The sequence below is a fragment of the Brevundimonas vesicularis genome (assembly GCF_027886425.1).
GTDB classification, from domain to species: Bacteria; Pseudomonadota; Alphaproteobacteria; order Caulobacterales; family Caulobacteraceae; genus Brevundimonas; species Brevundimonas vesicularis_C.
Genome location: NZ_CP115671.1, coordinates 608,252 through 632,545, shown reverse-complemented (window position 1 = coordinate 632,545; position 24,294 = coordinate 608,252). Strand labels below are relative to the sequence as shown.

Here is a 24,294-nt window from a genome sequence, read left to right as displayed (position 1 = left end):
CATGGCGCTGACCGATGACGATGTGATCCGTCTCGCCCGCCTGCGGGCTGACCGCGACGCCCAGATCAGCGGCCGGGCGGTGTCCAAGGTCGCTTCGAATGGTCGCTCTAAGGATATGGCGGCGCCGGATCTGAAGCGTCTGGATGGTGAGATCGAGGCTCTGGAAGCTAAGGCTCTCACTGGGCGGTCGCGTCGTCGCGGTGCGATCACCTTCCGGTGGGGCCGATGAGCGGCGTGTTCGGCCTGCGCGGCCCTGCCTATCCTTCCACCCGATCAGCGTCGGTGGCTCATGTGCCGACGGCGTTCGAGCGACCCTATGAAGCGGCGCGCCGCGAAGGCGTGCACGCAAACTGGCGGCCGGGCCTCCGGTCGGCGGATGCCGACTGGCTGGATGACCGCGATGAGGTGATCGCCAAATCGCGTGACATCGGTCGGAACGAAGGCGTCGGAGCATCCGCCACCATGCGCGTCGTCAATGCGTCCGTCGGCTTCCGCTGGGATTTCACGTCAAAGCCGAACCATCGCGCGCTGGGCATCAGCTATGAGGCGGCGCGCGAGCTGGGCCAAGCGATCGGTGCTGAGTGGGAGCAATACGCCTACGGCATCCACTTCTGCGCCGACGCGGAACGCACCCTGACCTTCGGCCAGCTGCTGCGCCTGTCGGCCGCTCACATCTTCAACGACGGCGAGATGTTGGGCCTCGTCGAGTGGGCTGAGGAAGAGCTGACCAAATACAAGACGCGCCTGCGTGTCGTGGATCCCGACCGCCTGTCGAACCCTAACGGCAAGCCGGACACGCCAACCTTGCGCGGCGGCGTCGAGAAGAACTGGAGCCAAGCGCCGATCCGCTACTGGATCCGCGAGGGTCACCCCGACGATGTCGGCATGGGCGCCGGTCGCGTGTCCATGAACTGGAAGTCGTGGGAGCGTTACTCGACCAATCTGGGGCGGCCCCAGGTGCTGCATGCGTTCGACAAGCTGCGTGCCGGTCAGACACGTGGCGTCACCCGGTTCGCGTCGGTGTTGAAGCTGTTCAAAAGCTTCTCGCGGTTCACCGACAAGACCATCGAGGCAGCGGCCCTCAACGCCCTCTTCCTCGGTTTCATCAAGTCCAATGCTGGTCCGTCGGCGGTTTCGGATTCGTTCGACACCGACGACATGTCGGGCTTCGCGGCGGAGCGCGAGGACTTTTACGACGAGAACCCGGTCGAGGTTCAGGGCGTCCGCTTCCCCGTTCTGGGACCGGATGACGAAGTCCAGATGCAGACGACGGCCCGCGACACCTCGGGCTTCGACGGCTTCACGCGGGCGATCCTGCGGCTCATCGCGGCGGCGCTCGGCGTCACCTACGAAGAGCTGTCCATGGACTTCTCGACGACGAACTATTCGTCGGCGCGGGCAGCCCTGATGATCGCCTGGAAGGAAACGCTCGCTCTGCGCGGCTTGATCGAGCAGCAGATCGTCTGGCCCTTCTTTGCGGCCTGGCTGGAAGAGGCGATCGACATCGGCGCGATCCAGCTGCCGGCAGGCGCTCCCGACTTCTACGACGCGATCGACGCCTATGTCGAAGGCCGCTGGCGCGGTCCTGGTCGCGGCCACATCGATCCCACGAAGGAGCTGCTGGCGGCGGCTGGTCGGATGGAAGAGGGCATCACGACCATGGAAGACGAGTGCGCCGAGTACGACGGCTCAAACTGGGAAGACAAGCTCGAGCAGAAGGCCCGCGAGAACGCCTACAAGCGCGAACTTGGCTTGCCGGTCGATGGCGATCCCGTCGTGCCGGACGATGATCCCGAGGCGGATCGCCAGCGGGATGAGCGCCCGCGTTCCGCGCGCCGCTCGGCCATGTCGCGGGTCGCTGCGATCGCCGACAGCGTCGATCACAACGCCTTCCTGGATGCCCGGCCCGTCGCGGCCTGACCGGCCTTCGAGCCATCTGAGGACACCTCATGTCGAACCTGACCAGTCTGGCGACCCGCCACGCGGGCCGTCCCCTTCTGCTCACGCCGCGCGCGGCGTTCGAGCTGGCCAACCGCGTGCGCGATGTCGATGCCGAGGCCAGCGTGAAGCCCGGCCGCTTCTCCGCTCTGATCCGCAAACTGGCGGGGCTGGACCGCCAGCCAACCGCCATGGACGACGATGGCGATTATACGCCTGTCCCCATGGAAACTCGTCTCGCCTACACGCCGCTTTACGCCGGCGAGCCTGACGACTTCGGTTTCTGCTGGACGCTGAAAGACGGCGTCGCCCTCATGCAGATCGACAAGCCGCTGCTCGATCGCGGCGAGATGTTCTGCGGCGAGGTCTATCACGGTTACGACACCATCCTGCAGGGCTTGCGGGAGGCCAACGAAGATGATCGCGTCCGCGCCATCTTCATCCGTGAGGCCACGCCGGGCGGTGTCGTCGCCAGCGGGCTTCCCGCTTTGGCTGAATACATGCGCGAGAACAGCGCGCGAGGCGGCGGCAAGCCGATCCACGTCTATGCCGACATGGCCTGCTCGGCCGGCTACTGGATCGCCTCCGGGGCCGACAAGATCGTCGCCGGCCGCGTAGGCCTTGTGGGGTCCATCGGCGCCGTCATCGTGCATGAGAACTGGTCTGGGGCCTTGGAAAAGGCCGGCGTCGAAATAACGCCTATCCAGTTCGGTGATGCCAAGACCGACGGAGCCTGGTTCGCCGCCCTGTCAGATCGCGCGCGCGCGGACCTTCAGGCCGAGATCGACCAGTGCGGCAGGGACTTCGTCGCCGATGTCGTCGCCGGCCGTCCTCAACTCTCGCCCGACGAAGTTCTGGCGACGCAGGCGGCCGTCTTCATGGGGCACCACGATGACCCCGCCAGATCCGCGCTGGGCCTGAAGTTGATCGATGCGATCGCTTCGGAAGAGAGCGCCTTCGCTGAGCTGCGCGACCAGGTCGCCGGCTCCAAAACCAACACCGTCCCGGGTTCACAAGCATCGGCCGGCAGCGCGCGGGACCGCGCTTCGGCTTCCCCTGCAAAGGAGGCCCCTATGGCCAAGACACCGAAAGCGGGCGGCAAGCCGTCCGCGAGCACCGCTCTGGCTGCCGCCCAGGCCGCCGCCCGCAAGGCGCAAGCCGAAGTCGCTCAATTGAAGGCCGAGGCTGCTGAACAGGCGCCGCCGGCGGACGATGAAGACGACGCCGACGAGCCGAATGCCGAGATCGAAGACGACGACGCTGACGACAATGACGCCGATGCTGAGGCGGATGACCCCGCTGAAGGCGACGAAGACGGCGACCAAACCGAGGCCGAGAAGATCGCTAAGTCGCCCGAAGCTGAAGCCAATCCGAAGGCGGCGACGGCGGCGATCGCGGCCGGTCTGACCTATGCCCAGTTCCGCAAGACGTCGGCCGCTTACGCCGGCGGCGGGGCGCGCCGTCTCGAAGCGACGCTAAAGGGCTCGCCGCGACTTGGCGCTGACGCTTCGGTGTCCGGCAAGCCGGCCGCTTCGGGCCTCGACCCGTCGGCCATCTACAAGCGCCGCGCCGAACGCGCCAAGGGCAGCGTCAAATAAGCCTCGCCTGAGCCTTCCAACCTCAATCGCCTGAAGGCGTCGCAGGGCGGCGCCGGATCTGGAGACCTCTAATGACCATCCTCAAGGACTCGCCTGGTGCGGGCCATTTCATCCTGTCCGAAGCCAATGGCTATCGGTCACGTCAGCGCATTGTCGTCGGCCTATCGCAGACGCTCCTCGCCGGCCAGGTGCTCGGCAAGGTCACCGCGAGCGGTGACTATGTGAAGCTGGCGCCGTCGGCCACCGATGGCAGCCAGACCGCCGCCGGCATCGCCTTCGACGACTACGTCACCACGACCGAGAAGGTCGATGGCGTCAGTTTCGAACGTGACGGCGAAGTGACGCTCGCCAAGCTGGTCTGGCCTGCCGGCGCCACTGACAACCAAAAGGCGGCGGCCGTCGCCCAGCTGGCCGCAAAGGGCGTCCTCGCCCGCGTCTGATCGAGGCGCCTTCTTCACTCAACTCGGCCCGGCCAGCGGCCGGGCCGGTCTCTTTTCACCGACGTCGCCGTGACGGCCGTCGGCTGCCAAAACGCAAGGAAACCGACCATGTCTCTGGTGAACGTCTTCAAGTCCAGCCTCTTCAAAACCACCACTCTGACGGCGGCGATCAACGCCACCGAAACCCCGCCGCAACGCATCGCCCAGCTGGGTCTGTTCGAAGAGCAGGGCGTGCCCACGACGTCCGTCGTCATCGAGCGCAAGAATGCACGTCTGGATATCGCGCCCGTCCTGCCGCGCGGCGCAGACCCCACCCCGATGAAGGATCCAACGCGCCAAGGCATTCCTCTGGTCATTCCGCACGTGCCCGTGCGCGACCGTCTGATGGCGGACGAACTTCAGGACGTGCGTGAGTTCGGGTCCGAAGACCAAATGGTCGGGATCGAGTCGGCGCGCGACGAGAAGCTTCAGACGATGGATGACACTCTGACGGTGACTGAAGAATATCACCGTCTAGGCGCCATTCAGGGACTGATCCTGGACAAAGACGGCAGCGTGCTGCTGGACCTCTACGACGAGTTCGAGGTCACCGAACCCGCCGCGATCGAGATCGACCTCGACCGCACCGGCTGGACGGCCGAAAAGTCCGGCTTGCTGCGTGCGCAGTTCTCCGGCCTCCGCACGCAGATGCGCCAGATCCTCGGCAACAAGCCTGTGCGCGGGGTTTGGGCGCCCTGCGGCGAGGATCTTTATGAGCAGGTCGCCAATCACCCGGAAGTCCGCGAGACCTATCTGGCGACCATGGAGGCCAAGGATCTGCGCGGCGATCCGTCCGAGTCCTTCGTCTATGGCGGCGTGATCTGGGAAAAGTATCCCGGTTACGGCGATGTCGAGATGGATGCGGACGAATGTCGCTTCATCCCCATGGGCATTCCCGGCCTGTTCATCAGTCGCTATGCCCCGGCGCCCTGGTTCTCGGCCGTCAACCGCAAGGGTCTGCCGCGCTACGCCATGGCGACCCTCGACCCCACGGGCGAGAAATACATCGACCTGGAGGGTCAGACGAACGGTCTGCACATCTGCACCCGCCCTGAAGCATTGATCCCCGGCCGTCTCAAGTAAGTCGCGCCCGCATCGCAGAACCCGCCGCCCGATCAACTCGGGCGGCGGGCTTTTCCGAGCGCGCGGCATCGCGCCCTCCGACAAGCCCGTCGAAAGGAACCTGTCATGGACAATACGAACACGCCGACCTCGACCTCCCAACTCGCTCTTCAAGCCGCGTCCAGCCAGGCGCAGCCGACGCTGGACGCGGCGGCCGAGAAGGCGGCGGCCGAGAAGGCGGCGGCCGAGAAGGCGGCGGCCGAGAAGGCGGCGGCCGAGAAGGCGGCGGCCGAGAAGGCGGCGGCCGAGAAGGCGGCGGCCGAGAAGGCGGCGAAGCCCCCTCGTGCACGGCGTGGTCCGCCTGCCGATGGCGGCGAGGAAGAACGCGTTGACGCGATCCTGTCGACCTCCAAGCTGCTGGGCGCCGGCGGCGAACGTCTGCGCAGGGGCATGGCTGTTTCCGTGCCCAAGCGACGCGCGTTTGCCCTGGAGCGCTCCGGCAAGATCCGCTTCGGTTCGGTTGAAGAAGTTGAGCGTGCCGCGACGCGGCTTGGCTCGGCTCGCATCGGCTGATCCATCGTGGCAGGCTTCTCGGATCTGCTCGACGGCATCGATGACGCCATCGAAGAGCATTTGTGCGACGACGCCTTGTATTCGGTCGATCGCGCCGTGTTTGTCGGCGTCCGGATTCAGCTGGACCATCCGACGCCGGCGGATCGGATGCAGACGATCTCGTTCACTCGCACCCGTCCGCTGATCCGGGTCGCCAAGGCCGCCTGTCCGACGTTGAAAGAGGGGCACGTCTTCCGCCACGGCGTCGACCTTTGGGAAGTTGCTGAGGCACCCACGGCGGATGGAGATGGCCGTTGGTGGGCGGTCGAGGTGATGCCAGGGTGACCACTCTTGCGCAGCTGAAGGCGGCGCTTGTTGGCGACTTCGATAAAGACATGGATGCCGGTCTGAAGCGGGTTGAAGGCGCCGTCCAGGCGGCGCTCTTCGATTATGCCGGCGATACTCAGACGAAGTGGCGTCAGGACGTCGCTCAATCTGGCCTGCGCAATGCCGGGCGGATGACCAAGACCATCCGTTTACGCAAATACAAGAACCGGGGGCTGAACCCCGCCGCCCAGGTCTATTCCACCTTCCCCATTCTGCAGCGCGCGTTCGAGCAGGCGACCACGGTCCGATCGCCGAATGGGCACTTCCTGCTGATCCCAAATCCCGACGTCTGGCCGAGCGGGCGCGTGCCCCGGCCGGGCGGGCGTAGTGGCCAGCGGAACAATACGCTGGCGATCGCCGAGGCGAGATTTGGCAAGCTGAGGATGATCTATCGCCAGGGGCAGGCCTCGCTGCTGGTGGCCGAAGCGCGATCCAGCGCGTCGCGACCCGGGAGCTTTCGCAAGGCCAGCGCCACCGCCCTTCGTACCGGCAACGGCCTGACGACCATTGTTGTCTTCTACCTGGTCAAGGAAGCCCGCCTGCCCCGGATGCTACGCGGCAACGTCATCCGAGAACGCGCCCAGCGCAACGCCGCCGGCGCCATCGACCGACTGTTCATCCGCTACTTTGAGCAGCCCGGAGGCCAGGCCCTTCTGACGGGACCGAGCAATGATTGAACCCGCCTATCAGCAACTGGCTTCCGATGTTGCCGCCGCGCTTGTTGCCGCCGGCTTCATCAACGTTGCAGCTGACCTCAAGATCGATCCCCCCGCCCCCTTCACTCCGACCGGAGATGAGCGAACCCTGGTCGCGGCCGCCGCCTTGGTGAAGGTCAGGACGAACCCGGTTCGTCAGCTTATGGGCGGCCCAACGGTCCGCTACGTCGTCGAACGCCAGTGTCAGCTTGAACTCGCTATCGCCGGACCTGAGCGCCTGCGTCGTGAGAGCCGCGTTGAGGACGCCTTGGCGGCTTTGGCGGTCTTGCAGGACGTCAACCCGACCCTATCCGGCAAAGCCGAGCGGCTGGTCCTGGGCGAGCAGACCGACGACGAGCTGCCGCCGAACGGCGTCAGCTTCCTCATCACCTTCACCATCCGCGTCCGCTCGGGCGACGCGCTGGGCCGCACCCCCTGACCGGAGCCTGACATGACCACGGAAACCGACACCGAAACCGACGCGCCGAACAAGCCCGGCCCCAAGCCCAAGCGGGTCTGGATCGTCACGCCAGAGGCCGGCCTGCATCAGGTCAACGCCAGCGCCGTCGACGGCGCGATTTCCAACGACAAGGGCCGCCGCGCGACCGAGCGCGACCTGGCCATCGCCGGCGTCACGGACGCCCAGGAGGACTGACCCATGCCCGCTGACGTCTGGTATGGCGGCGACTGCGAAACCCGCATCGGCCGCCGCGCGAACTTGGAGACGGCGCCGACCGTCTGGCAGAACTTCGAGTTCCTGTTACTGACCATCACGCCTGCGCAGGAATGGCGCGAGCGGACGAAGCTGGGCAATCCCGGCATCCGCAAGAACGTGCTGGATCCGACGCGACCGCGTAAGGGCTTCTCCCGCCTGACCGGCGAGCTGGTGGTCGACGCCGATACGCGTCAGCTGCCGTTGCTGCTGCGCGCAGCGATGGGACCGCCGGCCGCTGCTGTCGCCAATGGCGAGTTGTTCGATCACGCGTTCGAAAGCGGCTCCAAGGCGGAGCAGTATTTCGACCTGGCCATCAAGGTCGGCGACAACGACATCCGGGTCTATGAGGGCCTGACGATGTCCCAACTCTCGACCCAGTTCACTGGGGAGAACACACAGGACTTCAACCTGAACATCAGCCTCGCCGGCCTGCGCCGGAAAAAGCTGACGGCCTTCCCTGTCGGCACGGTGACGGCCGTTCCGACCGAGGCGCCCATCCTGCGCGCGCTGTTCGAAGTCGACGACGTCGCCGCCGGCAACATGCTGACGGGATCGTTCAGCTTCAGCCGCCAACTGCAGGAGGGCATCTTCCTCAGCGCAACGCCGACGGTGTCCAGCCTGCGACCCAACGCGACCCAGCATTCCGGCTCGGCCTCGTTCCGTGCGATCGGCGCGGTCTTCGACCAGATGGACGAGGAGGAAGACACCTTCGCTGCGACCTTCCGCATGCTCGGGGTTCAGACCGGGCATCTGATCCGTCTACGCCACCCGCAAGCCCTGCTGGCACCTAGCGCCATTCCGATCAGTGGACCCGGCCAGATCGAGCGCACCATCAACTGGTCGCCCTATCAAACAGCCGCGGCGGCGGCGGCTCAGATCATCATCACTAATGACGTGGCCGCTTACACATGAGCATCCGCGTCGCCCTAAAGTTGGGGCCGGTGACGAAAGCGCTGCGCTTTCCATATTCCGACGTAACCATCACTGCGAGACGGCTGAGGACGCCGGAGTGGGACAGCGCCCGCGACGCCGCCCAGGCCATTCTCCGCAACGATGCGGAGCTGCTGAACCTTCTCGTCAAGCACGACCTCTTGCCGAAGGGCGGCGTGCGCGGCTGGAAGCGGATGAAAGACAACGATCCAGTCGCCTATGCCCAGTATCTGATCGGCATCGGCATGTGGCTGACGGCGGTCGAATGCGCGCTCGTCGGCGTCGCGGATTGGACGGGGATCCAAACCGAGGACGGCGCCCAAGCGCCCATCGAGCGCGATGTTCTCGAAGTTCTACTGCTGGACGAGGCGCTGAGTGACCAGATCCTGGGCGTGGTGACGGAGGCGGCGCAGCTGTTGATCGTCGAGGGGGAGCCCTTCGGGGCCTCGCCGAATGGCTCTTCGGCGCCAGGGACGACGGCGTAGGCCCCGACCACTGTTTCAACTGCCAAAAGGTCTCGGCACCCTGTAGCCAGGGCGTCGCGGTGAATGGCCGCCGCTGCCCCCGTTTTGAATACGCCTGCCGGACGGTTGAGGGCGCCGAAGTGTGGGACGCGGTCCAGCGCGCTGGCGCTTGGACGGGCGGCGGGATGACGCCACGGCGGATCGATCGAAACGGCGTTCGCGCGCGTCTCGATCATGTGCCGGCCTGGATCCTGGAAGTGCTCCTGGACGCGTTCGAACCCGCCGCTCTTAAGGCGGCCGGGATTGCGGAAAAGAAGCGGGCCAAACGCGACAAGCCCGAGCCACGCGCACGCCGTGCGCACGACGATGAGGACGTTGCGGATGACTGATACGACAGCAGGGCGCGGCGGCGTCGGCATCCGCCTATTCGTGCAGGGTGGCGAAGTCGTCCGACGCACCTTCGACCAGGTCGGCGACAGCGGAAAGAAGATGTGGGCGGAGATCGCGTTGGGCGAGAAGTCGGCCAACCCCGCAATCCGGTCTCTTTCAATCGGCGCGAACGAGCTGAAGCAAGGCTTTGACGGTCTGGTCAGCAGGGCAGGATCCGCAGGCACCGCGCTGGCCGCCTTCGGGGTCGTCGGCCTGGCCGCCGCCGCCGCCCTTGGGGCGCTGGCTATCGCGACGCAGGGCGCCTTTGAGGCGATGAACAATGCGGCCGACCTGACGGACGCGGCGGATCGGATCGGCGTTGGCGTCGAGGCCCTACAGCAATGGCGATACGTCGCCGACGAAGCCGGGGTGGATACCGCGACGCTGGAAAGCGTCATGGAGAAGCTGAACGGCACGATCGGCAAGTTCAAACTCGGGCTGGGCGATGGCAAGCTGAAGCCCGCCTTCGAAGAGCTGGGCATCACGAAGGAGCAACTGGCCAACGTCCAGACGGCGGATCAAATGCTGCTGTTGCTGGCCGACACGCTAGGCCAGGTGAAGGACAGGGGTCAGCAGGTCGCTCTAGCGCGGACCCTAGGTGTTGAGGAGGCGCTGCCGGTCATCCGCTTGGGACGAGACGAACTTGAGCGCCTGACGGCAGCGGCAAGCGATCTCGGTCTGGTCCTGGACTCTGAGACAAACAAACGTCTCGACGAGTCAGATCGGAAGCTTGAGCTGGCTGGGCAGCAAATGCGCGTCGTGCGCGACACCGCTGTGGCGCCACTGGCTGAGATATTCGCCAACGTGGCTGGCGAGCTCGCCGGATTGGCGGTCGAGTTCTCCAACATAGAGAGCCGTGCGCCCGGTTGGATCCAGACCTTCCTTGCTATCGGCCGGGCCATTCCTGGAGCCGGGATGATCCAGCGCGCTGGGGAGTTTGCCCTAGGGCGCACGTTCTCCACCCTAGTCGGGCCCGGGAACGACACGGATTCCAATCGTGCCGGCACCTGGGACCGCGACGATGTGCTGAAAGGTCTGACGGCCTTGGGGACCTCGCCCAAAGGCGACTACGAGCCAAGGGGTCACACCTCCGGCCGCGGCGGCGGCGGCGCGTCCTCTGCCGCCGCTGCGGCCCGCCAGCGCGAGCGCGAAGCCGAGCAGCGCCGACAACGGGAGGAGCGCGCGCAACAGCAGTTGGAGCGCGCCGACGATGACATCGCTCGGTCCTACGATAAGGGCAATCTGTCGATCGAAGGCAAGGCGGCCTATGAGGTTGCGGATCTAGAGCTGGAGCGCGCGGCGCGGCTGCGCGAGATTGCGCGAGCCGAGGAAGAGTACATCCGTTCGAAGGGTCTGCGTGGCCTGACGGAAGCTGAGGGTGAACAGCTCCGCGCGAAACAGGCCGAGCTGACCGAGCAGAAGAAGGCGATCGTCGAATGGGATCGCCGGCGCGAAATCGCCGCTCGCCGGTTGAAGGATGAGGAAGACGCCGCACGGTCCGCGACCGAACTGCTCGACATCGATGCTCAGATGGTTCGCACCCAAGCCGAGCGTCATCGCGTCGAGCGCGAGATCCTGCTGGCCACGATCGAGATCGCCAGCAAGCGCAAAGCTTTTGAACTGGAGAATGACCCCGAGCTGGATGACCAGCAACGCGGTCAGCAGATGGCGATCTTCAATCGCGGCGCGTCACGGCGGGTCGAACTGTTCGACCATCAGGAGACGGAGCGACTGCGGGCGCAGTTCAAGTCCTACGGGCGTGAGGTTACCGACGCGATCCGCGAGGGCCGGATCGGCGAATACATCGGTGACCAGCTGAAGCGGCGACTTCTGGATGGGGCCTTGGACCAGCTCTTCAACCTGTTCAACGGCATGAAGTCTGGGACTGGCGGCGCGGGCGGCGGCGGGGGCGGAAGCTGGCTCTCGTCGGCTTTCAACGTCGCCAAGTCATTCTTCGGCGGCGGGCGCGCGGCCGGCGGTGGGGCCGAGGCCGGACGCTTCTATCACACTGTGGAGCATGGCCGGCCCGAACTGTTCATGATCGGCGGCTCCGGCCATGTGACCAGCGCCGTCGAAACCGCGCGGATGCTGCGCGAGAGCATGGCCGAGACGGGCGGTTACGGCCGCGCGCCGGCCGCAGCAGGAATGGGCGAAGTGTTGGAGGTGCGCGTGGACAAGTCCTCACTGTTCGACGTCGAGGTTCGCCGTGTCGCTCAGCCCATGGCCGAGCAGGCGCGCGTAACCGGAGCGGCCGACGCCATCAACGCCTCGCGTCGCGGCGCCGCCGCCCTTCAGCAGCAGCAAATGCGACTGGGCAAATAATGGACGCCTATCCCTTCGACCTTCTTCCGCCGGGCTCCGAGCGGTGGCGACTGACCTCGATCAGCGTCAGCGGCGGCGTCAGGGTAGCGTCAGGCCCTAGCCTGGCGCGCACAGACGGCGGCGGGTTTTGGATGTGTTGGATGAACGAGATCGAGCTGGTGACGCGCGCGCAGATCAAGGCGGCGCGCGCGCTTGAAGCCGTGCTGGATGGCGGGGTCTCCTCGATAGTGGTGCCGGCGTTCGAATGGGCGTTCAGCCCTGAACTGGTGGCTCACGCCGACGGGACGCCTTTTGCGGATGGCAGTCTTTATCAGACCAGCAGCGTCGCCAGCGCGACGACGGAAGCGTCGGCACTGCGGGCGACATCGCTTCGGGTGAGTTTCGTCGGTGGCGTGCCGCTGGAGGCCGGCGAGCGGTTCTCCATCGTTCATGCCACGAGGGGCAAACGGCTCTACACGGTCGCGCGGGTTCAGGACGTCGAGCCGGGCGGCTATAGGATCGAAGTTCGGCCACCTTTGCGAGAGGCGGTCGCGTCCGGCGTAGGCCTGGACTTCTCCACGCCCGGCTGCGTGATGCGCCTGGCCAACCCTGACGAGTTCCTGGGCGCCATCGATCCCCACCACGAAAGCATGGCAAACGCCGTGTGGGTCGAGGCCTTCTGATGCTGCCCGCACAGGCCGCCGCCATGTCAGCGCTTCAGGCTCCGCGCTATTCTCTGTTCTTCCTGCTGAAGACCAAGACGCAGGGCTACGTCCGCGCCTGGCTGGGCGTCGGCGACTACGATCTGCCGGCCGACGACGTCGATCAGGAGGGCGGGACGTATCTCGGTATTGGCTTGGTCGGCGAAATCCCTGCGCTGAGCCAGTTGATCGGCGGGCTGGGTGAACGGGTCGAGTTCACCCTCAACGGAGCAGACGAGATCACCCTGTCCTTGGCCGATGATGACGCGGCCGAAGTCCGGGCGGCGCCGGTCAACGTCGGGGTCGTTTTCTTCGACGAAGACTGGCAGCCGGTGGATGACATCGCCTGGCTGTGGGACGGTACGGCCGATGTGCCTGCTGTGGATCGCGACGCGACCGAGACTGAGATCACCCGGCACGTCACCCTGTCGGTCGGCTCTGGGTTCACCGATCGCACCCGGCCCCAGCTCGCGTTTTACACCGACGCCGAACAGAAGCGCCGGTCGCCTACGGACACCTTCTGCAGTCGGGTCGCGTCCTATTCGGTCGACTCGACAATCACCTGGCCAGCGCCGGCCTGATGCTCTCGACATTTCTGGAAGACCTGTCCCGACAGCCCTTCGCTGACGGCGCAGCGGACTGCGTGCTGAGCGTGGCGGACTGGATCGTCCTGAACGGCCATCCTGACCCCGCTGCGCCGTACCGAGGCCGATATCGCACGGCGCTGGGTCGACACCGGCTGATCCGCAAGTCCGGCGGCCTGCTGGTCCTGATGTCCGATGGCGCGGAGCGGGCCGGTCTGACCGAAACGACAAACCCGGTTCGTGGCGACGTCGGTCTGATTGTCGCTCATGGCCAGACGGTCGCTGCGATCTGCCTGGGTGAGCGCTGGGCGATCAAGGGCGACGGCTTAGTGGTCGCACCTGCTGAACGCCTGCTCATGGCCTGGAGGGTCTGAATGCCGCAAGCCATCCCGGTCGCCGCCGCCGCCTTCGCCAACTGGGCGTTCGCCGCAACCGGCCTCGCCTACGGTACGGCCGCTCATGCCATCGTCACCGCCACCCTCTACTACGGCGCCCAGGCCGCCCTCTATTCCGCCGTCAGCATGGGTCTGACGGCTATTGCCCAAGCCCAAGCCCCAGACCCCGAGGGCCAGAAGGTCACGCGCAAACAGGCCCGCCCGATCCGCGTCCATGCCGTAGGCGGCCCGTCGAGGATGTCGGGTGCCTACATGCTGCGCGAGGCCGTCGGCAATAAGTACGGCGCCGTGCTCGCCGTCTGCGAAGGTCGTCTGGCGTCAGTCGATGCTGTCTATGAGCACGACAACCTGATCACCCGGAACTCGGATGGTTGGGTCCAAGGTATGGCCGGCGAACAGTTCGGTTCCGGCGATCTGTTGAGGGTCCAGACCCGCCTCGGCAATCCGACCGAGACCCACTATTCGATGCTGACGCCGAACTTCGGCGCCTATTGGCCCACCTCGGCGCGGGGCGACGGCATCGCCTCTATTGGCATCTTCGCCCAGCACCGTTCACGCGAGAGCTTCGCGCGACATTTCCCGAACGGCGAACCCGTCGTCTCCATCGTCGCCGCTGCCGTCTGCTACGACTGGCGCGATCCTTCGCAGAGTAGAACTGACCCTTCGACCTGGAAAGCCAGCTGGAATCCGGTCGTCTGGCTGGTCTTCGTCGAGTGGCATCGCCACGGACGCCGCTGGGAACGAAGCATCGCGCCGGTGCTGGATCAACTGACGGCCGAGGCTGACTATTGCGACCAGATCGTCACCCGCAGCGGCGTGACCGAGGCGCGCTATCGCTGCGCCGGCAACTATCCGGTCAACACCGAGCCGCAAGCGGTGCGAGAAGCCCTGCTGTCCACGTTTGACGGGTGGATGTCGCTGGACGGCCGGGGGCGCCTGATCATCAAGGCCGGTCGCTATGTCGAGCCGACCTTCGCCCTGACCGGCGAGCATATCCAGGGCTACAGCTGGCGCGCCTTCCAGACCGATGAGGAAGCCTGCAACGCCCTGGTCGTATCGTTCGTCGATCCGGCGAAAGACTATACCGAGGTCGAGGCTGGCACGCTCTTCGACCAAGACGATATCGACGGTAGGAACGGCGTCGAAAGGTCCGAGGCCCTGCAACTGCCGTGGTGCCCGAGCGGCACTCAAGCCATGGAGCTGGCGCGGCGAAAGATGACGCGACTGACGGCTGAACGTCGGGGCCAGGTCCGCGCCTCGGTCTATGGACTGAACGGCTTGGGCGAGCGCTTCATCCGCATCCAGAACCCTGAACTGAACTCCATGGCGGATGTCGTGGTCGAGGTCACGAACGTCGAACTGGACATGGCCAACGCACAGGTCGTGTTCGATGTCGTCCTCGCCGACACCCAGATCGACGTGGGTGAAGCCGCCGCACCATCGGTGCCGCCGGTCGAAAAGCCGCCTGTCGTTCCCGGCGAGCAAGAGCCAGCCCGCAGGTTGATCAACTTGTCGGTTCCATACCCCACGTCCGCGACTTCCGACACGATCTCTATTCTCGCCTTCAGTGGCGTATTACCCGACGGCTCAACGCTGAACCTGCCTGCCGCCACGATCACAGGTCTGGCGGCGCTGACGCAATACGGCGTGTTCTGGCGAAGCGATGTCGGCTACGCCGCGCTGCCGGGTGATTTCGCCGCCAACGCCCTGGCGCTTGGTTCTTGGGTCTTCATCGGCTGGCAGGCGACGTCTGACGGGTCAGGCGGCTATCCGACATCCCCTCCCTCGCCTCCTGGCTGGGGCGGCGGCGGCAGTTCGCCGATCTATGAGCGGCAGGTCGCTTAGCCGTCGAGACTGATCGGCTCCCTTACATCCAAATTCTTCGAGGTGCTCGATGGCTGATCCCGCCACCGTGAAGGCTCGCCTTCTTACGACCTTCCGCGACTTCCGCGTCGATGGCGTGCCGGCATCCGGCGCCAACGAGCCGGACAAGGGAGAAATCCGTTCGGCCCTGACGCCGGTCGTCGATTACATCGCCGATGTGGCCGCCTCGGTCATCAATAGCGTCAGAGGTTACGCCCTGCTGGCGGACCTTCCGACCTTGACCGGGGCAGACCTCGGCCAGCTGGCCAAGGTCGAGCACACGGGTCTGGTCTATCGGTGGGACGGCGACAGCTGGGAGCCGTTCGACGATCCCGTCATCCAGGCCGCAGTGGATGCGCTGGCCAGCGCCAATGTCGCCTCTGCGGCCGCGACCGAGGTCACCGGCCTGGTGAAGGGCGAAGTCGCCGCCGACGAACAGGTCACGACCGATCCGAACGGCTTCGTTCTGGCCCGCGCCGGATCTCGGAACGCCCTGATGGCGGGCGTCCGTTCCCAGGTGGACGACGGCTTCTCCGGCGTGGCCGCTGTGGATCGCTCAGGCTTTCGCAGCAGCGGTGTCGACGAACGCGGCGCCTTCCTGGCCGGACTGACGGCCTTGGGCGACCCTGTGGAGCCGGGCGCGGTCTTCACGGATCGAAACGGCTTCCTGTTGCTCCGCATCGACGGCTCGGGCGCGGACAGCGGCGTCGCGCCGCCGGTCGAAGAAGTCCCCGACACCATGCCGTATTTCAGCGGCCTGTTGTGTGGTGTCCAGGGCGAGGACACGCCGATCTACCTGCGCAATCTCAGGGAGGCGCGTTCGGATACGGCCGTGGTCACGGGCGTGATCGCCAGCACGGTCATCGGCAATCCCTACGCCCGTGTCGGCGCCGACGAGATCGTGGTCCGAACGGAGAAGCTCGGGGCGACAGCGGAACTCTCGCTTCGCAACAGCGTCGTGAACGCTCGACGGGTTCTGCCCCTTGTCGTCCGCACGGCCGCCAACCCCGCGACCTTCACATCCGGCTTCAATGTCCTGCCGATCGGCGACAGCATCCTGAACCGCCAGGGCGGAACGCTGATGAAGGCCTTCCTCCAGGCCTGGGGCTATGCGCCGAACTTCATCGGCACCATGCGCGGCTCTTCGACCCAGGCGAACAATGACGACATCACCGGGGAGTTGGGGGAGGTCCGCGAGGGTTGGGAAACCGGCGACTACACCAACACGATCACCGACCGCTCCTCCCCAGTCGCGCCGGGCGGAGAGGCGACCTATCTAGCGATGTCGAAGGGCGACCAGCGGGGCCGCAACCCGTTTATCAGGGAATCCACCGGCGGGGACGACCCCAGCATCGTCCGCAACGGCTATGTGCTGGACTTCGCCTTCTACCAGTCGCGCTTCAGCCTGCCGACGCCGAACGTCATCATCTGGGAGTGCGGCACAAACGACATCCGTGATCGCGACGCGGGCGTGGTCTACGAGACGGTTCTGGCCAACGACCTGTTGATCCTGTCGAGAATGCGGGCGGCATGGCCGAACGCCAAGATCATACGCGTCATGCCGGGCGCTCCCCGATCCATCAGCCGCGATGCGCTGTGGGCCCCCGAATACATCCCCGTCATCCGCGCCATGATGGATGCGCTCAAGACGCTCAATGACTCCAAGATGCACCTCTGCCCGGCCTGGGCGATGATGACGCAGGAGACGGGTTTCGCCCTGGCCGCCGCCACGCCGGACCCGACGACAGGCGCCCTCTCTGCTGACCTGTCGGACGACATCCACCCCATCAACAGCGCTCGAGCGCAGCTTTTCCACGCCGTGTCCGCCTACGTCGCGTGCGCGGCGTCCAACCTGATCTGACAAGGGAGATCGACCCATGGGCACGCGCCTGATCGCCAAGGACATCGACGCGGAAGACACCGCCGTCGAGTATCTGGCTCCCGTTCGCCGGGGGCTGGAAGCCGTCCACTTCATGAACAAGACGCCGGAGAAGGTCGCCAAGAACTATGCCCCCGGCAAACCGAACGGCGTGTTCGTCGGATCGCCGGTCTTGATCGGCGCGCAGTCGGTTCGGACCAAGAGCCTGAGCGCCTATGTGCAGACCCAGGTGCGCGAGGCGCGGGCCATGACCATCTTCTCGGTCGTCAGGACGCAGGACACCCTGGCGGACAACGCCACCCGGCCGATGTTCTATGGCACGTTCCGCTCGCTGCCAGCTGACGGCACGACGGCCGATACGACCTTCGGTATCTCGCTCTTTGCCGCAAGTGCGACCCAGTATTCAGCTGGGGCCGGGCGCGGAAACTCGCTTGCGGACCACACTTCCGGTCCCGCCACGCTGACGGTCGCGCCGGGCAGCTGGGCGTTGATGATCCACCGTACCGGCGTGGGCGCTCCCGAGGACACCATCGTTCGCAACGAAACGGCGGGAACACAGGCGCAGAACGCCTCCTCGGCCCTGCCGCGCTATCCGAGCCTGGGTCTTCTTCGCATTGGTTCCGGCTACACTCAGTTCGCCGGGCATGCCGACATGGCCTTTTTCCAAGCCCACTCCGTCGCCCTGACGACCGACGAGATCGCCACCGTCGTGGCGGACGTGCGCACTCACATGGCGCGGCGCGGGGTCACGATCTGACATCGCTGCGAAGCCGTCTCCACGTCGGCTGTCTGTGTTCGTGGGCTGACGACTTGGAGGGGCGGATGTTCGACCCGCGTGAAATGCTCTGGTTCTGGGGCCTGTGCGGCGGCCTGATCGCGGGCGGGCTGGGCATGATCCCGGCCTATGGATCGAAGGGCGCGAAGCGCGAGGCGCGGGTGCGGGCTTGGCTGTCGCTGGCGGCCCGCGCGGACGTTTGGTGATGGCGTCGTTCAGCGCCCACATCGCCCCGACAAGCACGATGCCGCCGACAAAGAGCCAGATTAGTTCTATGATCAGGCGTCGCATCGTTGGGCTGACGCGACTGAAGCGCCATTGCGCCAATCACCGTCGCAGCGATCAGCACCAGAAGAAGCATCGTGGTCATGTCCATGAGAGGCAAGCGCCTCGCGGACCCGCCCGGTTCCCGTAAGCCGCCCAACGGCTGTTTCACCACGGCCTGACTATCGGAGACCTCCATGGCTCGTTTCATCCGCTGGGTGGCGGAACCCTTCACCGTGTTCGGGATAGGCGCGCTGCTGAACCTGATCCTGAGCGCGGCGGCTTATGCCGGCGTCCTCGGCGCGGACCGGATCGACCCCGACTGGATTTTCCTGGCGGGCGCGGCGGGCGGCATCGTGTCCGCCCTGGTCCACGTCGGCGTGGTCTCGCTGGGGTCAGAACCGGCGACCTCGCGCGAGATCATGCGCGCTGTGATCGAGGGCGTGTTCGCCGTCGTCGTCGGGGCGCTGGTCGCCCGGTTCTGGGCCGCGCCCATCGCCCTGCGATTGGCGCCCGACATCAACCCGTCCGACCTGAGAGCCATCGGCTTCGGGATCGGGATGGGGGCGTGGCGCTTCGCACCTGGTCTGTTTGGGGCCGTCAAACTGCTGTCCAACCCCGCCACCCTTCGCGATCTGGCCCTGCGCTGGTTGGGCGGCACGAGGGCCAACCCATGACCCCTGTCGATATCGTCACCGTCATCGCCGCTGGCGTGGTCGGGCTGACCGTCTTCGCCCGCGCTGAGATCGTCTCGCCGCGCGTGCGCAGTTCCTACGCCAGCAACTGGATCGTGCGACGACTGATGGATGTCGTGGCGCTTGTGACGGTGTTCGTCATCCTCGAAATCTATGGCGGCGCGCATGTGCCGGATGCGGTCGCCTGGTTCTTCGTGTTCGCCGCCGTCACCTCGACCGCCATGCTGATCAGCATGTTCGTCCACGATGGCCGCGAGGTGCTGGAGGTGCGGCGGGCAGAGACGCGGGCCGCCGACGTTCAGGACATGAAGGAAGCGGTGGCGGAGACGGTCCCGCCTGTCGTGGAGCGCTCTCTGGAGAAGGTGGTCACAGGCTTCGCCGAACCTGCGCCCGATTACGACCGGCTGATCCGCATCGACCCGGTTCCGCCGTCCGCGCCGACTGCCGACTGACGAACCCGGTTCGCGTCAGCGCCAGTGGATGTGGTGCGCCACAGCCTCGCCGCCCGACACCAGGCTGAAGGCAAGGCCTATGGCCGCTGCCACGATCAGAACGCGGGCGTGGCGATGCGCGAAGTAGAGGATTTCACCGATCATGGCGGCCATGTAGGCGTCAGGTCAGCCGTTCGCCAGTGTCCAGAGATGACGGGCAAACAGCCAAAGTTGGAAGCCGGCCGACACGATCAGCGTGGCGACGAATAAGGCGTTCTGCATCCGCGCTCGTGAGCCTCGCCGGTTCCGTTTCATCCGACTGCCGCAGCGAATTTTGGGAAGGTAGGTCAGGATCAGGACCGAGACCCACGACATCAACCTCACCTCAATCCGTTTCGCTCGCTGGCGTCTCATCCATCCCCCAATGGATTGGCCGGGGCATTTGCGGAACCGCCGGCCTGATGCTCCCCGCTGGAGCGAGCTATTCAGCTCAACTCAAACGCTAGACCTCGCAGCCTAGGCGCGCAACTCTTAACAGACCGGAGACTGAAATGTCCAAGTATCGCTTGGGCGCGCAATCCCTTGCGCGCCTGAAAGGCGTCCACCCCCAGCTCGCTCGCGTCGTTCAGGGCGCGATCGAGCGGACCAAACAGGATTTCATGGTCCTCGAGGGCGTGCGTTCGAAGGAGACCATGTGGGAATATTGGGGCAAGGGGCGCACCGCCGCCCAATGCCGCGCCGCCGGCGTGCCCGAGAAATATGCGCAGCCGGGCGCGGCGAAGGTGACCTGGCTGGCCAACCCGCTGGGATCCAATCACAGGATCATGTCGGACGGGTTTGGCCATGCCGTCGACCTGTGTCCCTATCCGGTGGACTGGAACACGCCGGCGAAGTTCGATGCGATCGCGGCGGCTATGTTCGCCTCTGCCAAGGAACTCGGCGTGAAGATCCGCTGGGGTGCGGATTGGGACCAGGACGGCAAACCGCGCGAGCGTGGCGAAACCGACAGCCCTCACTTCGAGGTCGCGTGATGAGGATCGGCGACCTTTTCCCATCGCGGCTGACGATGGCCGCCGGCGTCGGCTGCGCCGTCTTCATCCCTCTGGCGATCTTCACGTCTTACCGTTGGGGCGTGACGCACCACGACCTAGTCCAGGAGCAGGGCCGCTCGGCCGAGCTCCACGCACAGATCAACGCCCCCGGTATCGGCTACAAAGATCGCCTGACCATGGCGCAGGCGAACCTGACGGGTGCCCAGGCCGCGTTGGCGACCCAGAACAGGGCGGTCGATGCTCTGAAGGCCGCCAGCGACGCCAGCACGGTCCGCGCCCAGGCCGCTGTCGACGCCGCCCAGGCCCGCGCCACGCAAGCCCAGCAGCGTGCGCAACAGCTTCTTCTCGAAACACCCCGATCCGGCGAGACGCGCTGTGAAGCCGCCGATCGCCTTATCCTGGAGCAAGTCCGATGAACCGCGCCCTGATCCTGTCCGTCCTGCTGCTGGCCAGCTGTGGGACGAACGCCAAGCCCCCGCCTGAGCCTGTTGTTCAGATCGTCGAGGTGAAGGTGCCGGTCGCCGTGGCCTGCTCGCCAGACATCGGACCTGAACCCGCCTACGTCGACACGGCTGAGGCCATCGCGGCCGCGCCGGACATCTTCGCCCGCACCGTGCTGCTGGTCGCCGGCCGAGTTCAGCGGATCGCGCGAGACGGCGTGAAGACGGCGGCGCTTGATGAGTGTCGGCGCCCGCCCATCACGCCGCCGCGACCGGGCTAGATGCCCTCGACATTATCGATCCCAGCGTCGAGCCTCGGCTCCGCTATCGAGGCCCGCTCTCTTCGGAGGGCGGGCTTTCTTTCATCAGTGAGCGACGAGATGTCTGAGGTGATGCCAGTTTCGCACAACCATCACCGCCACCCCGACGCTCATAGCGACTGCCGGCGACAGAATGATCGTTCGGCGCAATCGGTGCGCCCAGTAAAGGGTCTCGCCTAAGGCGATGGACATCAGCATGAGCGTTTCCCCCGAAACAGCGTCGTAGCGATATGACGACACCGTTTGGGGAGCATCTCAAAGCAAGTTTTTGTGTCTGCGTGCGGACGTGCCGGTGCTCACTATTTCTCGCGGACCGCCGTTCGCATGAACTCCAATTAACGGGCCATGCTCTCGGTTTCAGCCTACGAAAATGCGTTCCCCTCCGTAGGAACACGGTGGCTCGGTGAATCCCCACCCTTCGCGAAGGGCGCCGGGCCACCACCCTTGCGGACAGCCAGATCGTTCAAACCTCGCCGGCGGCATCGCTCGCCAATGCCGCTTGTTCGACGAGCAGCTTGCCAAGGGCGGCGGCGGCCTTTGGTGTCATGATCAGTTGCTTGTGCGACAGAGCCATTTCCCCGCGAAGCTGTTCTTGGACGTCAGCGAATTCGAGCCTCACGGCGAGCGCTTCATTCGTGAAGGTCGCCAGTTCGAAGTTCTGAAGCACCGAGAGCACCAGCTCTCCATCTTCGCGGCGTTCCCAGTCCATCATACATACTCCAGCGCGCCGTCATCCAGCGGGCGCTGAAGCTCTTTAGCGATGTCCCAAGGCGCCGTCATCCAAGCCGCGATCTCGTCGGGCTCCGTCAGGATCACCGGCATGGCTTTGGGGTGAACCGCGCCGACCTCGGCGTTAGGTTCGGTCGTCAGGAAGGCGAAGACGTCGATCGTCTCCATGCCGGTCTTGATCTTGCGGACGCTCGTGTGGGCCTGGAGGTGGATGCCGGCGAAGAAAGCCAACGGCTCGGGCTCGTCGTCCGCGAGCTTGAACCAGATGGGGCGGTCCCCAGCGCGCAGACGCGAGCACTCTCTCGTCGCCATCCCAGCGCACGATGGGGGCGGGGTAGTCGGGATAGATATCGCCCGGCGCCAGATTGCCAACCGTGGAGCGCATGGCCTTGGCCATCTCGAGGATTGCCTGGGGGCCGGAGCGCTGGCGATAGAGGTTGCACATTATGTGTCGCTGCGATTTCGCCGGAAGGCCGTCGTCATACCCATTCCGACCGCAACGCCGATGGCTAGCCAGACCCCCATGTTGTCGGTCGCCGCGCCAATGGCGACCCCGGCGCCAACGCCGGCTCCGAGCTGCAGCCCTGCCTTCAGATCATTCTTCGTCATGTGTGGTCCTCAGTCGAGCAGCCCACGCCGCTGCATATCCATGATGATGGGGTCGGTCAGCGAAGCGATGACCTCCATATCGAAGGCATCTTCAGCTTCAGTCTCGTCAGCAAATGTGCGCGGCTGGTTTTGGCGCATGGTCGATACACGCCAGGACGACTGAACGACCTGCTGTCGAGCCAAATGCTCAATGCGCTGAAGGCGGACGCCTGCGCGGGATTTGATGAGGGTCTTCCGTGTTGCCATGGCTCCAGTCCTCCGAACCGGAACCTGACACGGCGTTATGCGATTGTGGAGTCAAGACCGTTTGCGATATCGGTTTCATGTGTTGCGCGACTTGGGGCCGTCACCTTCGGGATGGCGGCCTTTCGTCATCCCCAATCCTCCGGCCGTCCGATCCGCTTCATCGGACCTATGGGCGTCTTATCGCCCGACCGATTTGGTGACCGCCCGTCCAGAGGCACCATGTCGCCCGGATAGGACCAGCCCCCCACGACAACAGCCCCGCTCAACTCAGCCCAGCAGGCCTTGAGCGTGGCGGATGCCGCCCGCGCCCTCGCCGGCGAAACGCTGATCGCGGAGCGGCGGCTGATAGAAGAGTGGCTCAAGCTAAAAGAGCAGCGACGTCGGCTCTGGTATTCTCGCGAGCCCTCTAGCCCGTGAAAGTGACGTTTCCCGGCGACGCTTGGGCTATCCGACATAGCTCCTCATTCGGCCGCATCGCTGTGCCATTCAATGTGAGCTTTGCCCCATGGCGTAGCGCGCTCGCGAGCTGGATAAGTTCGTCAGCGGAACGCGTGTCGGCATAGATTGTGATGCTGCCCCCGCAGCGCGCTAGCTCACACAGCTCGTCGATAGGTTTGCGTTGCATTGATCACTCCGAACTAAACGCGCTGATTTACCAATCAAAACCGACGCTGCAAATGCCGAGCTTGAGTGGATTAAGGGGAACTTGACGCAGCGCTTTGTGGTTATCTGGCTAGCCGATCGCAAAGTCGGCTCATGTGTTTTCCGACTGCCGCCGACCTTTCGAGGACGGCGGCTTTTGTCGTTTTGCGGACTTCCGGAACGCAGTGTCGTTGATTTGGGTTAGTTGCGCGGAGCCGGCCTGTGAGGGTGGTGGCCCGGCAATATGCGCCACCCCATGCGGCGGGCCGCTTTACTCCCCCAAGCTGTAAAGTGCCCGTCGCATCAGCACTCCGCGAGAAAGGCGGCTTCGGCCTGCGTTCCGATCCGCGTCCGACTACTGATCCAAACATCCAGGCCCCGATAGTTCAGCCCGCCGTTGTTGCGGGTCTTCAGGTGCCGACCAGCTTCTTGGATCAGGAACCAGGTCCAGTGAGCCACGATGAGGATCTTCGGCTCCGTCGCTGCCTCGATCAGCGCGTCGATCTCTTCCAACGTCAGGTCCGGTTCGCCGGCGGCCATCGCCATAACTCCGTCAGCTGGCCCCCGCTGCCATGGTGTCCTCGGATGACGATCTGCGGCCGCCGATTGCCGCATCGCTTGCAAACCATCTTCGCGCGCATGTCGCGCAGCGGCGTGAAGCGCTGCGCCTGGGGCAGCTTCGCCCATGCCGGGATGACGCTGCTGCCGCACTGGCAGACCAGGGCGCACTGATCCCCGCGTCGGATGTCGTCAGGCGTCGTGTCGTCGCGATAGAAGTTCAGCACGGCGTCACAGCCCCGGATCGTCGCTGATCGTGGCCTTCACGCGCGCCTCGGGCGGGTCGTGCATGGGCCAAAAGACGCCCTTCGGCTCGCCGGGGGGCGTGAACAGAAAGACCATTCGGCCGGGGCATCCGTAGCGCCGACAGCGCGCCCAGCGGTTCCAGAGCTTCACCTGTGGCCCCGACAGTCGAATGACGACCGACAGGTCCACCCAGCAATCCAGATGACATCGCGGACAGCGAGTCGAGATCGTCCAATGGTCGCGGCGCAGCTGCGACGCGGTCATGTGCGGCGCCACGCTGAGGTGATGACCGCGGCCCCGGTTCTCCGGCTTCTT

Annotated in this window: 34 protein-coding genes; 27 read left to right on the top strand and 7 right to left on the bottom strand. The window is 65.4% G+C overall.

Annotated elements, in window-relative coordinates:
• Position 1: 1 nt before the first annotated feature.
• The 23 genes from PFY01_RS03075 (at position 2) to PFY01_RS02965 (ending at position 19,158) form a co-directional block, all read left to right on the top strand.
• Positions 2 to 229, top strand: a complete 228-nt coding sequence (locus PFY01_RS03075; RefSeq protein WP_271042379.1) for a hypothetical protein — start codon at positions 2 to 4, stop codon at positions 227 to 229.
• Positions 226 to 1,920 (top strand): phage portal protein, encoded by a 1,695-nt coding sequence (locus PFY01_RS03070; protein ID WP_271042378.1) that lies wholly within the window; start codon positions 226 to 228, stop codon positions 1,918 to 1,920. The genes PFY01_RS03075 and PFY01_RS03070 overlap by 4 nt, the downstream gene beginning before the upstream one ends.
• Positions 1,921 to 1,949: 29 nt before the next feature.
• A complete protein-coding gene (locus tag PFY01_RS03065; protein ID WP_271042377.1) occupies positions 1,950 to 3,536 on the top strand; it encodes a S49 family peptidase in 1,587 nt (528 codons plus the stop codon).
• Between the two features lie 71 nt (positions 3,537 to 3,607).
• Positions 3,608 to 3,976 (top strand): head decoration protein, encoded by a 369-nt coding sequence (locus PFY01_RS03060; RefSeq protein WP_271042376.1) that lies wholly within the window; start codon positions 3,608 to 3,610, stop codon positions 3,974 to 3,976.
• 108 nt (positions 3,977 to 4,084) lie between these two features.
• Complete coding sequence (locus tag PFY01_RS03055) at positions 4,085 to 5,098, top strand: major capsid protein (protein ID WP_271042375.1); 1,014 nt, start codon at positions 4,085 to 4,087, stop codon at positions 5,096 to 5,098.
• Between the two features lie 105 nt (positions 5,099 to 5,203).
• On the top strand, positions 5,204 to 5,650 hold the full coding sequence (locus PFY01_RS03050; RefSeq protein WP_271042374.1) for a hypothetical protein: 447 nt from the start codon (positions 5,204 to 5,206) through the stop codon (positions 5,648 to 5,650).
• Positions 5,651 to 5,656: 6 nt separating this feature from the next.
• Entirely contained in the window at positions 5,657 to 5,974 is a 318-nt protein-coding gene (locus PFY01_RS03045; RefSeq protein WP_271042373.1) for a head-tail joining protein, read from the top strand.
• Complete coding sequence (locus PFY01_RS03040; RefSeq protein WP_271042372.1) at positions 5,971 to 6,693, top strand: DUF6441 family protein; 723 nt, start codon at positions 5,971 to 5,973, stop codon at positions 6,691 to 6,693. Before PFY01_RS03045 ends, PFY01_RS03040 begins: the two co-directional genes overlap by 4 nt.
• Positions 6,686 to 7,150 (top strand): hypothetical protein, encoded by a 465-nt coding sequence (locus tag PFY01_RS03035; RefSeq protein ID WP_271042371.1) that lies wholly within the window; start codon positions 6,686 to 6,688, stop codon positions 7,148 to 7,150. Before PFY01_RS03040 ends, PFY01_RS03035 begins: the two co-directional genes overlap by 8 nt.
• Positions 7,151 to 7,162: 12 nt before the next feature.
• Complete coding sequence (locus PFY01_RS03030; protein ID WP_271042370.1) at positions 7,163 to 7,366, top strand: hypothetical protein; 204 nt, start codon at positions 7,163 to 7,165, stop codon at positions 7,364 to 7,366.
• Between the two features lie 3 nt (positions 7,367 to 7,369).
• Positions 7,370 to 8,338 carry a phage tail tube protein gene (locus tag PFY01_RS03025; protein WP_271042369.1) on the top strand — a complete coding sequence of 323 codons (969 nt, stop codon included), beginning with the start codon at positions 7,370 to 7,372 and terminating at the stop codon, positions 8,336 to 8,338.
• Positions 8,335 to 8,841 (top strand): hypothetical protein, encoded by a 507-nt coding sequence (locus tag PFY01_RS03020; protein ID WP_271042368.1) that lies wholly within the window; start codon positions 8,335 to 8,337, stop codon positions 8,839 to 8,841. The genes PFY01_RS03025 and PFY01_RS03020 overlap by 4 nt, the downstream gene beginning before the upstream one ends.
• A gap of 59 nt (positions 8,842 to 8,900) precedes the next feature.
• Positions 8,901 to 9,209: a hypothetical protein gene (locus PFY01_RS03015; protein WP_271042367.1), complete on the top strand. Its 309-nt coding sequence runs from the start codon at positions 8,901 to 8,903 to the stop codon at positions 9,207 to 9,209.
• Positions 9,202 to 11,571 carry a hypothetical protein gene (locus tag PFY01_RS03010; RefSeq protein WP_271042366.1) on the top strand — a complete coding sequence of 790 codons (2,370 nt, stop codon included), beginning with the start codon at positions 9,202 to 9,204 and terminating at the stop codon, positions 11,569 to 11,571. The genes PFY01_RS03015 and PFY01_RS03010 overlap by 8 nt, the downstream gene beginning before the upstream one ends.
• A 140-nt stretch (positions 11,572 to 11,711) precedes the next feature.
• On the top strand, positions 11,712 to 12,233 hold the full coding sequence (locus tag PFY01_RS03005) for a hypothetical protein (RefSeq protein ID WP_271042365.1): 522 nt from the start codon (positions 11,712 to 11,714) through the stop codon (positions 12,231 to 12,233).
• On the top strand, positions 12,233 to 12,832 hold the full coding sequence (locus tag PFY01_RS03000) for a hypothetical protein (protein WP_271042364.1): 600 nt from the start codon (positions 12,233 to 12,235) through the stop codon (positions 12,830 to 12,832). The genes PFY01_RS03005 and PFY01_RS03000 overlap by 1 nt, the downstream gene beginning before the upstream one ends.
• Complete coding sequence (locus tag PFY01_RS02995) at positions 12,832 to 13,209, top strand: DUF6950 family protein (protein WP_271040987.1); 378 nt, start codon at positions 12,832 to 12,834, stop codon at positions 13,207 to 13,209. The genes PFY01_RS03000 and PFY01_RS02995 overlap by 1 nt, the downstream gene beginning before the upstream one ends.
• Positions 13,210 to 15,075: a phage tail protein gene (locus PFY01_RS02990; RefSeq protein WP_271042363.1), complete on the top strand. Its 1,866-nt coding sequence runs from the start codon at positions 13,210 to 13,212 to the stop codon at positions 15,073 to 15,075.
• Between the two features lie 49 nt (positions 15,076 to 15,124).
• Complete coding sequence (locus PFY01_RS02985; RefSeq protein ID WP_271042362.1) at positions 15,125 to 16,954, top strand: SGNH/GDSL hydrolase family protein; 1,830 nt, start codon at positions 15,125 to 15,127, stop codon at positions 16,952 to 16,954.
• 16 nt (positions 16,955 to 16,970) lie between these two features.
• Entirely contained in the window at positions 16,971 to 17,729 is a 759-nt protein-coding gene (locus tag PFY01_RS02980) for a hypothetical protein (protein ID WP_271042361.1), read from the top strand.
• Between the two features lie 65 nt (positions 17,730 to 17,794).
• Entirely contained in the window at positions 17,795 to 17,953 is a 159-nt protein-coding gene (locus PFY01_RS02975) for a hypothetical protein (RefSeq protein ID WP_271042360.1), read from the top strand.
• Between the two features lie 255 nt (positions 17,954 to 18,208).
• A complete protein-coding gene (locus PFY01_RS02970) occupies positions 18,209 to 18,688 on the top strand; it encodes a hypothetical protein (RefSeq protein ID WP_271042359.1) in 480 nt (159 codons plus the stop codon).
• On the top strand, positions 18,685 to 19,158 hold the full coding sequence (locus PFY01_RS02965; RefSeq protein WP_271042358.1) for a hypothetical protein: 474 nt from the start codon (positions 18,685 to 18,687) through the stop codon (positions 19,156 to 19,158). The genes PFY01_RS02970 and PFY01_RS02965 overlap by 4 nt, the downstream gene beginning before the upstream one ends.
• A gap of 15 nt (positions 19,159 to 19,173) precedes the next feature.
• Here PFY01_RS02965 and PFY01_RS02960 read toward each other — a convergent pair whose 3' ends face one another.
• Positions 19,174 to 19,311 carry a hypothetical protein gene (locus PFY01_RS02960; RefSeq protein ID WP_271042357.1) on the bottom strand — a complete coding sequence of 46 codons (138 nt, stop codon included), beginning with the start codon at positions 19,309 to 19,311 and terminating at the stop codon, positions 19,174 to 19,176.
• A gap of 377 nt (positions 19,312 to 19,688) precedes the next feature.
• Between PFY01_RS02960 and PFY01_RS02955 the strand changes: the two genes are divergently transcribed.
• From PFY01_RS02955 to PFY01_RS02945, 3 genes are read left to right on the top strand one after another with little or no spacing between them, the layout of a single operon-like run.
• Positions 19,689 to 20,168, top strand: coding sequence for a M15 family metallopeptidase (locus tag PFY01_RS02955; protein WP_271042356.1), 480 nt, complete (start codon positions 19,689 to 19,691; stop codon positions 20,166 to 20,168).
• On the top strand, positions 20,168 to 20,605 hold the full coding sequence (locus PFY01_RS02950; protein ID WP_271042355.1) for a hypothetical protein: 438 nt from the start codon (positions 20,168 to 20,170) through the stop codon (positions 20,603 to 20,605). The genes PFY01_RS02955 and PFY01_RS02950 overlap by 1 nt, the downstream gene beginning before the upstream one ends.
• Complete coding sequence (locus PFY01_RS02945) at positions 20,602 to 20,910, top strand: hypothetical protein (RefSeq protein WP_271042354.1); 309 nt, start codon at positions 20,602 to 20,604, stop codon at positions 20,908 to 20,910. The genes PFY01_RS02950 and PFY01_RS02945 overlap by 4 nt, the downstream gene beginning before the upstream one ends.
• Before the next feature lie 502 nt (positions 20,911 to 21,412).
• Here the strand turns inward: PFY01_RS02945 and PFY01_RS02940 are convergent.
• The 5 genes from PFY01_RS02940 to PFY01_RS02920 form a co-directional block, all read right to left on the bottom strand.
• Positions 21,413 to 21,661 (bottom strand): hypothetical protein, encoded by a 249-nt coding sequence (locus tag PFY01_RS02940; protein WP_271041052.1) that lies wholly within the window; start codon positions 21,659 to 21,661, stop codon positions 21,413 to 21,415.
• Positions 21,658 to 21,909 carry an SOS response-associated peptidase family protein gene (locus PFY01_RS02935; protein ID WP_271042353.1) on the bottom strand — a complete coding sequence of 84 codons (252 nt, stop codon included), beginning with the start codon at positions 21,907 to 21,909 and terminating at the stop codon, positions 21,658 to 21,660. The genes PFY01_RS02940 and PFY01_RS02935 overlap by 4 nt, the downstream gene beginning before the upstream one ends.
• Positions 21,910 to 22,122: 213 nt before the next feature.
• On the bottom strand, positions 22,123 to 22,287 hold the full coding sequence (locus PFY01_RS02930) for a hypothetical protein (RefSeq protein ID WP_271042352.1): 165 nt from the start codon (positions 22,285 to 22,287) through the stop codon (positions 22,123 to 22,125).
• A gap of 9 nt (positions 22,288 to 22,296) precedes the next feature.
• Positions 22,297 to 22,533, bottom strand: a complete 237-nt coding sequence (locus PFY01_RS02925; protein ID WP_271042351.1) for a hypothetical protein — start codon at positions 22,531 to 22,533, stop codon at positions 22,297 to 22,299.
• Positions 22,534 to 23,478: 945 nt separating this feature from the next.
• A complete protein-coding gene (locus PFY01_RS02920) occupies positions 23,479 to 23,715 on the bottom strand; it encodes a hypothetical protein (protein WP_271042350.1) in 237 nt (78 codons plus the stop codon).
• Between the two features lie 45 nt (positions 23,716 to 23,760).
• Here PFY01_RS02920 and PFY01_RS02915 point away from each other — a divergent pair, with 45 nt between their 5' ends.
• Entirely contained in the window at positions 23,761 to 23,907 is a 147-nt protein-coding gene (locus tag PFY01_RS02915; RefSeq protein WP_271042349.1) for a hypothetical protein, read from the top strand.
• 57 nt (positions 23,908 to 23,964) lie between these two features.
• Here the strand turns inward: PFY01_RS02915 and PFY01_RS02910 are convergent, their stop codons facing one another.
• Complete coding sequence (locus PFY01_RS02910) at positions 23,965 to 24,243, bottom strand: hypothetical protein (protein WP_271042348.1); 279 nt, start codon at positions 24,241 to 24,243, stop codon at positions 23,965 to 23,967.
• Positions 24,244 to 24,294: the final 51 nt, after the last annotated feature.

Bases quoted from the DNA above. Each gene is read 5' to 3' on its own strand.
- PFY01_RS02980 (WP_271042361.1), top strand. From the start codon at position 16,971: ATGGGCACGCGCCTGATCGCCAAGGACATCGACGCGGAAGACACCGCC.
- PFY01_RS02925 (WP_271042351.1), bottom strand. From the start codon at position 22,533: ATGGCAACACGGAAGACCCTCATCAAATCCCGCGCAGGCGTCCGCCTT.
- PFY01_RS02940 (WP_271041052.1), bottom strand. From the start codon at position 21,661: ATGATGGACTGGGAACGCCGCGAAGATGGAGAGCTGGTGCTCTCGGTG.
- PFY01_RS03035 (WP_271042371.1), top strand. From the start codon at position 6,686: ATGATTGAACCCGCCTATCAGCAACTGGCTTCCGATGTTGCCGCCGCG.
- PFY01_RS02990 (WP_271042363.1), top strand. From the start codon at position 13,210: ATGCCGCAAGCCATCCCGGTCGCCGCCGCCGCCTTCGCCAACTGGGCG.
- PFY01_RS03055 (WP_271042375.1), top strand. From the start codon at position 4,085: ATGTCTCTGGTGAACGTCTTCAAGTCCAGCCTCTTCAAAACCACCACT.
- PFY01_RS03070 (WP_271042378.1), top strand. From the start codon at position 226: ATGAGCGGCGTGTTCGGCCTGCGCGGCCCTGCCTATCCTTCCACCCGA.
- PFY01_RS02950 (WP_271042355.1), top strand. From the start codon at position 20,168: ATGAGGATCGGCGACCTTTTCCCATCGCGGCTGACGATGGCCGCCGGC.
- PFY01_RS02985 (WP_271042362.1), top strand. From the start codon at position 15,125: ATGGCTGATCCCGCCACCGTGAAGGCTCGCCTTCTTACGACCTTCCGC.
- PFY01_RS03010 (WP_271042366.1), top strand. From the start codon at position 9,202: ATGACTGATACGACAGCAGGGCGCGGCGGCGTCGGCATCCGCCTATTC.
- PFY01_RS03060 (WP_271042376.1), top strand. From the start codon at position 3,608: ATGACCATCCTCAAGGACTCGCCTGGTGCGGGCCATTTCATCCTGTCC.
- PFY01_RS02910 (WP_271042348.1), bottom strand. From the start codon at position 24,243: ATGACCGCGTCGCAGCTGCGCCGCGACCATTGGACGATCTCGACTCGC.
- PFY01_RS02920 (WP_271042350.1), bottom strand. From the start codon at position 23,715: ATGGCCGCCGGCGAACCGGACCTGACGTTGGAAGAGATCGACGCGCTG.
- PFY01_RS02930 (WP_271042352.1), bottom strand. From the start codon at position 22,287: ATGACGAAGAATGATCTGAAGGCAGGGCTGCAGCTCGGAGCCGGCGTT.
- PFY01_RS02975 (WP_271042360.1), top strand. From the start codon at position 17,795: ATGTTCGACCCGCGTGAAATGCTCTGGTTCTGGGGCCTGTGCGGCGGC.
- PFY01_RS03065 (WP_271042377.1), top strand. From the start codon at position 1,950: ATGTCGAACCTGACCAGTCTGGCGACCCGCCACGCGGGCCGTCCCCTT.
- PFY01_RS03005 (WP_271042365.1), top strand. From the start codon at position 11,712: ATGAACGAGATCGAGCTGGTGACGCGCGCGCAGATCAAGGCGGCGCGC.
- PFY01_RS03050 (WP_271042374.1), top strand. From the start codon at position 5,204: ATGGACAATACGAACACGCCGACCTCGACCTCCCAACTCGCTCTTCAA.
- PFY01_RS02915 (WP_271042349.1), top strand. From the start codon at position 23,761: ATGACGATCTGCGGCCGCCGATTGCCGCATCGCTTGCAAACCATCTTC.
- PFY01_RS03075 (WP_271042379.1), top strand. From the start codon at position 2: ATGGCGCTGACCGATGACGATGTGATCCGTCTCGCCCGCCTGCGGGCT.
- PFY01_RS03000 (WP_271042364.1), top strand. From the start codon at position 12,233: ATGCTGCCCGCACAGGCCGCCGCCATGTCAGCGCTTCAGGCTCCGCGC.
- PFY01_RS02945 (WP_271042354.1), top strand. From the start codon at position 20,602: ATGAACCGCGCCCTGATCCTGTCCGTCCTGCTGCTGGCCAGCTGTGGG.
- PFY01_RS02965 (WP_271042358.1), top strand. From the start codon at position 18,685: ATGACCCCTGTCGATATCGTCACCGTCATCGCCGCTGGCGTGGTCGGG.
- PFY01_RS02955 (WP_271042356.1), top strand. From the start codon at position 19,689: ATGTCCAAGTATCGCTTGGGCGCGCAATCCCTTGCGCGCCTGAAAGGC.
- PFY01_RS02970 (WP_271042359.1), top strand. From the start codon at position 18,209: ATGGCTCGTTTCATCCGCTGGGTGGCGGAACCCTTCACCGTGTTCGGG.
- PFY01_RS03030 (WP_271042370.1), top strand. From the start codon at position 7,163: ATGACCACGGAAACCGACACCGAAACCGACGCGCCGAACAAGCCCGGC.
- PFY01_RS03020 (WP_271042368.1), top strand. From the start codon at position 8,335: ATGAGCATCCGCGTCGCCCTAAAGTTGGGGCCGGTGACGAAAGCGCTG.
- PFY01_RS02995 (WP_271040987.1), top strand. From the start codon at position 12,832: ATGCTCTCGACATTTCTGGAAGACCTGTCCCGACAGCCCTTCGCTGAC.
- PFY01_RS02960 (WP_271042357.1), bottom strand. From the start codon at position 19,311: ATGGCCGCCATGATCGGTGAAATCCTCTACTTCGCGCATCGCCACGCC.
- PFY01_RS03025 (WP_271042369.1), top strand. From the start codon at position 7,370: ATGCCCGCTGACGTCTGGTATGGCGGCGACTGCGAAACCCGCATCGGC.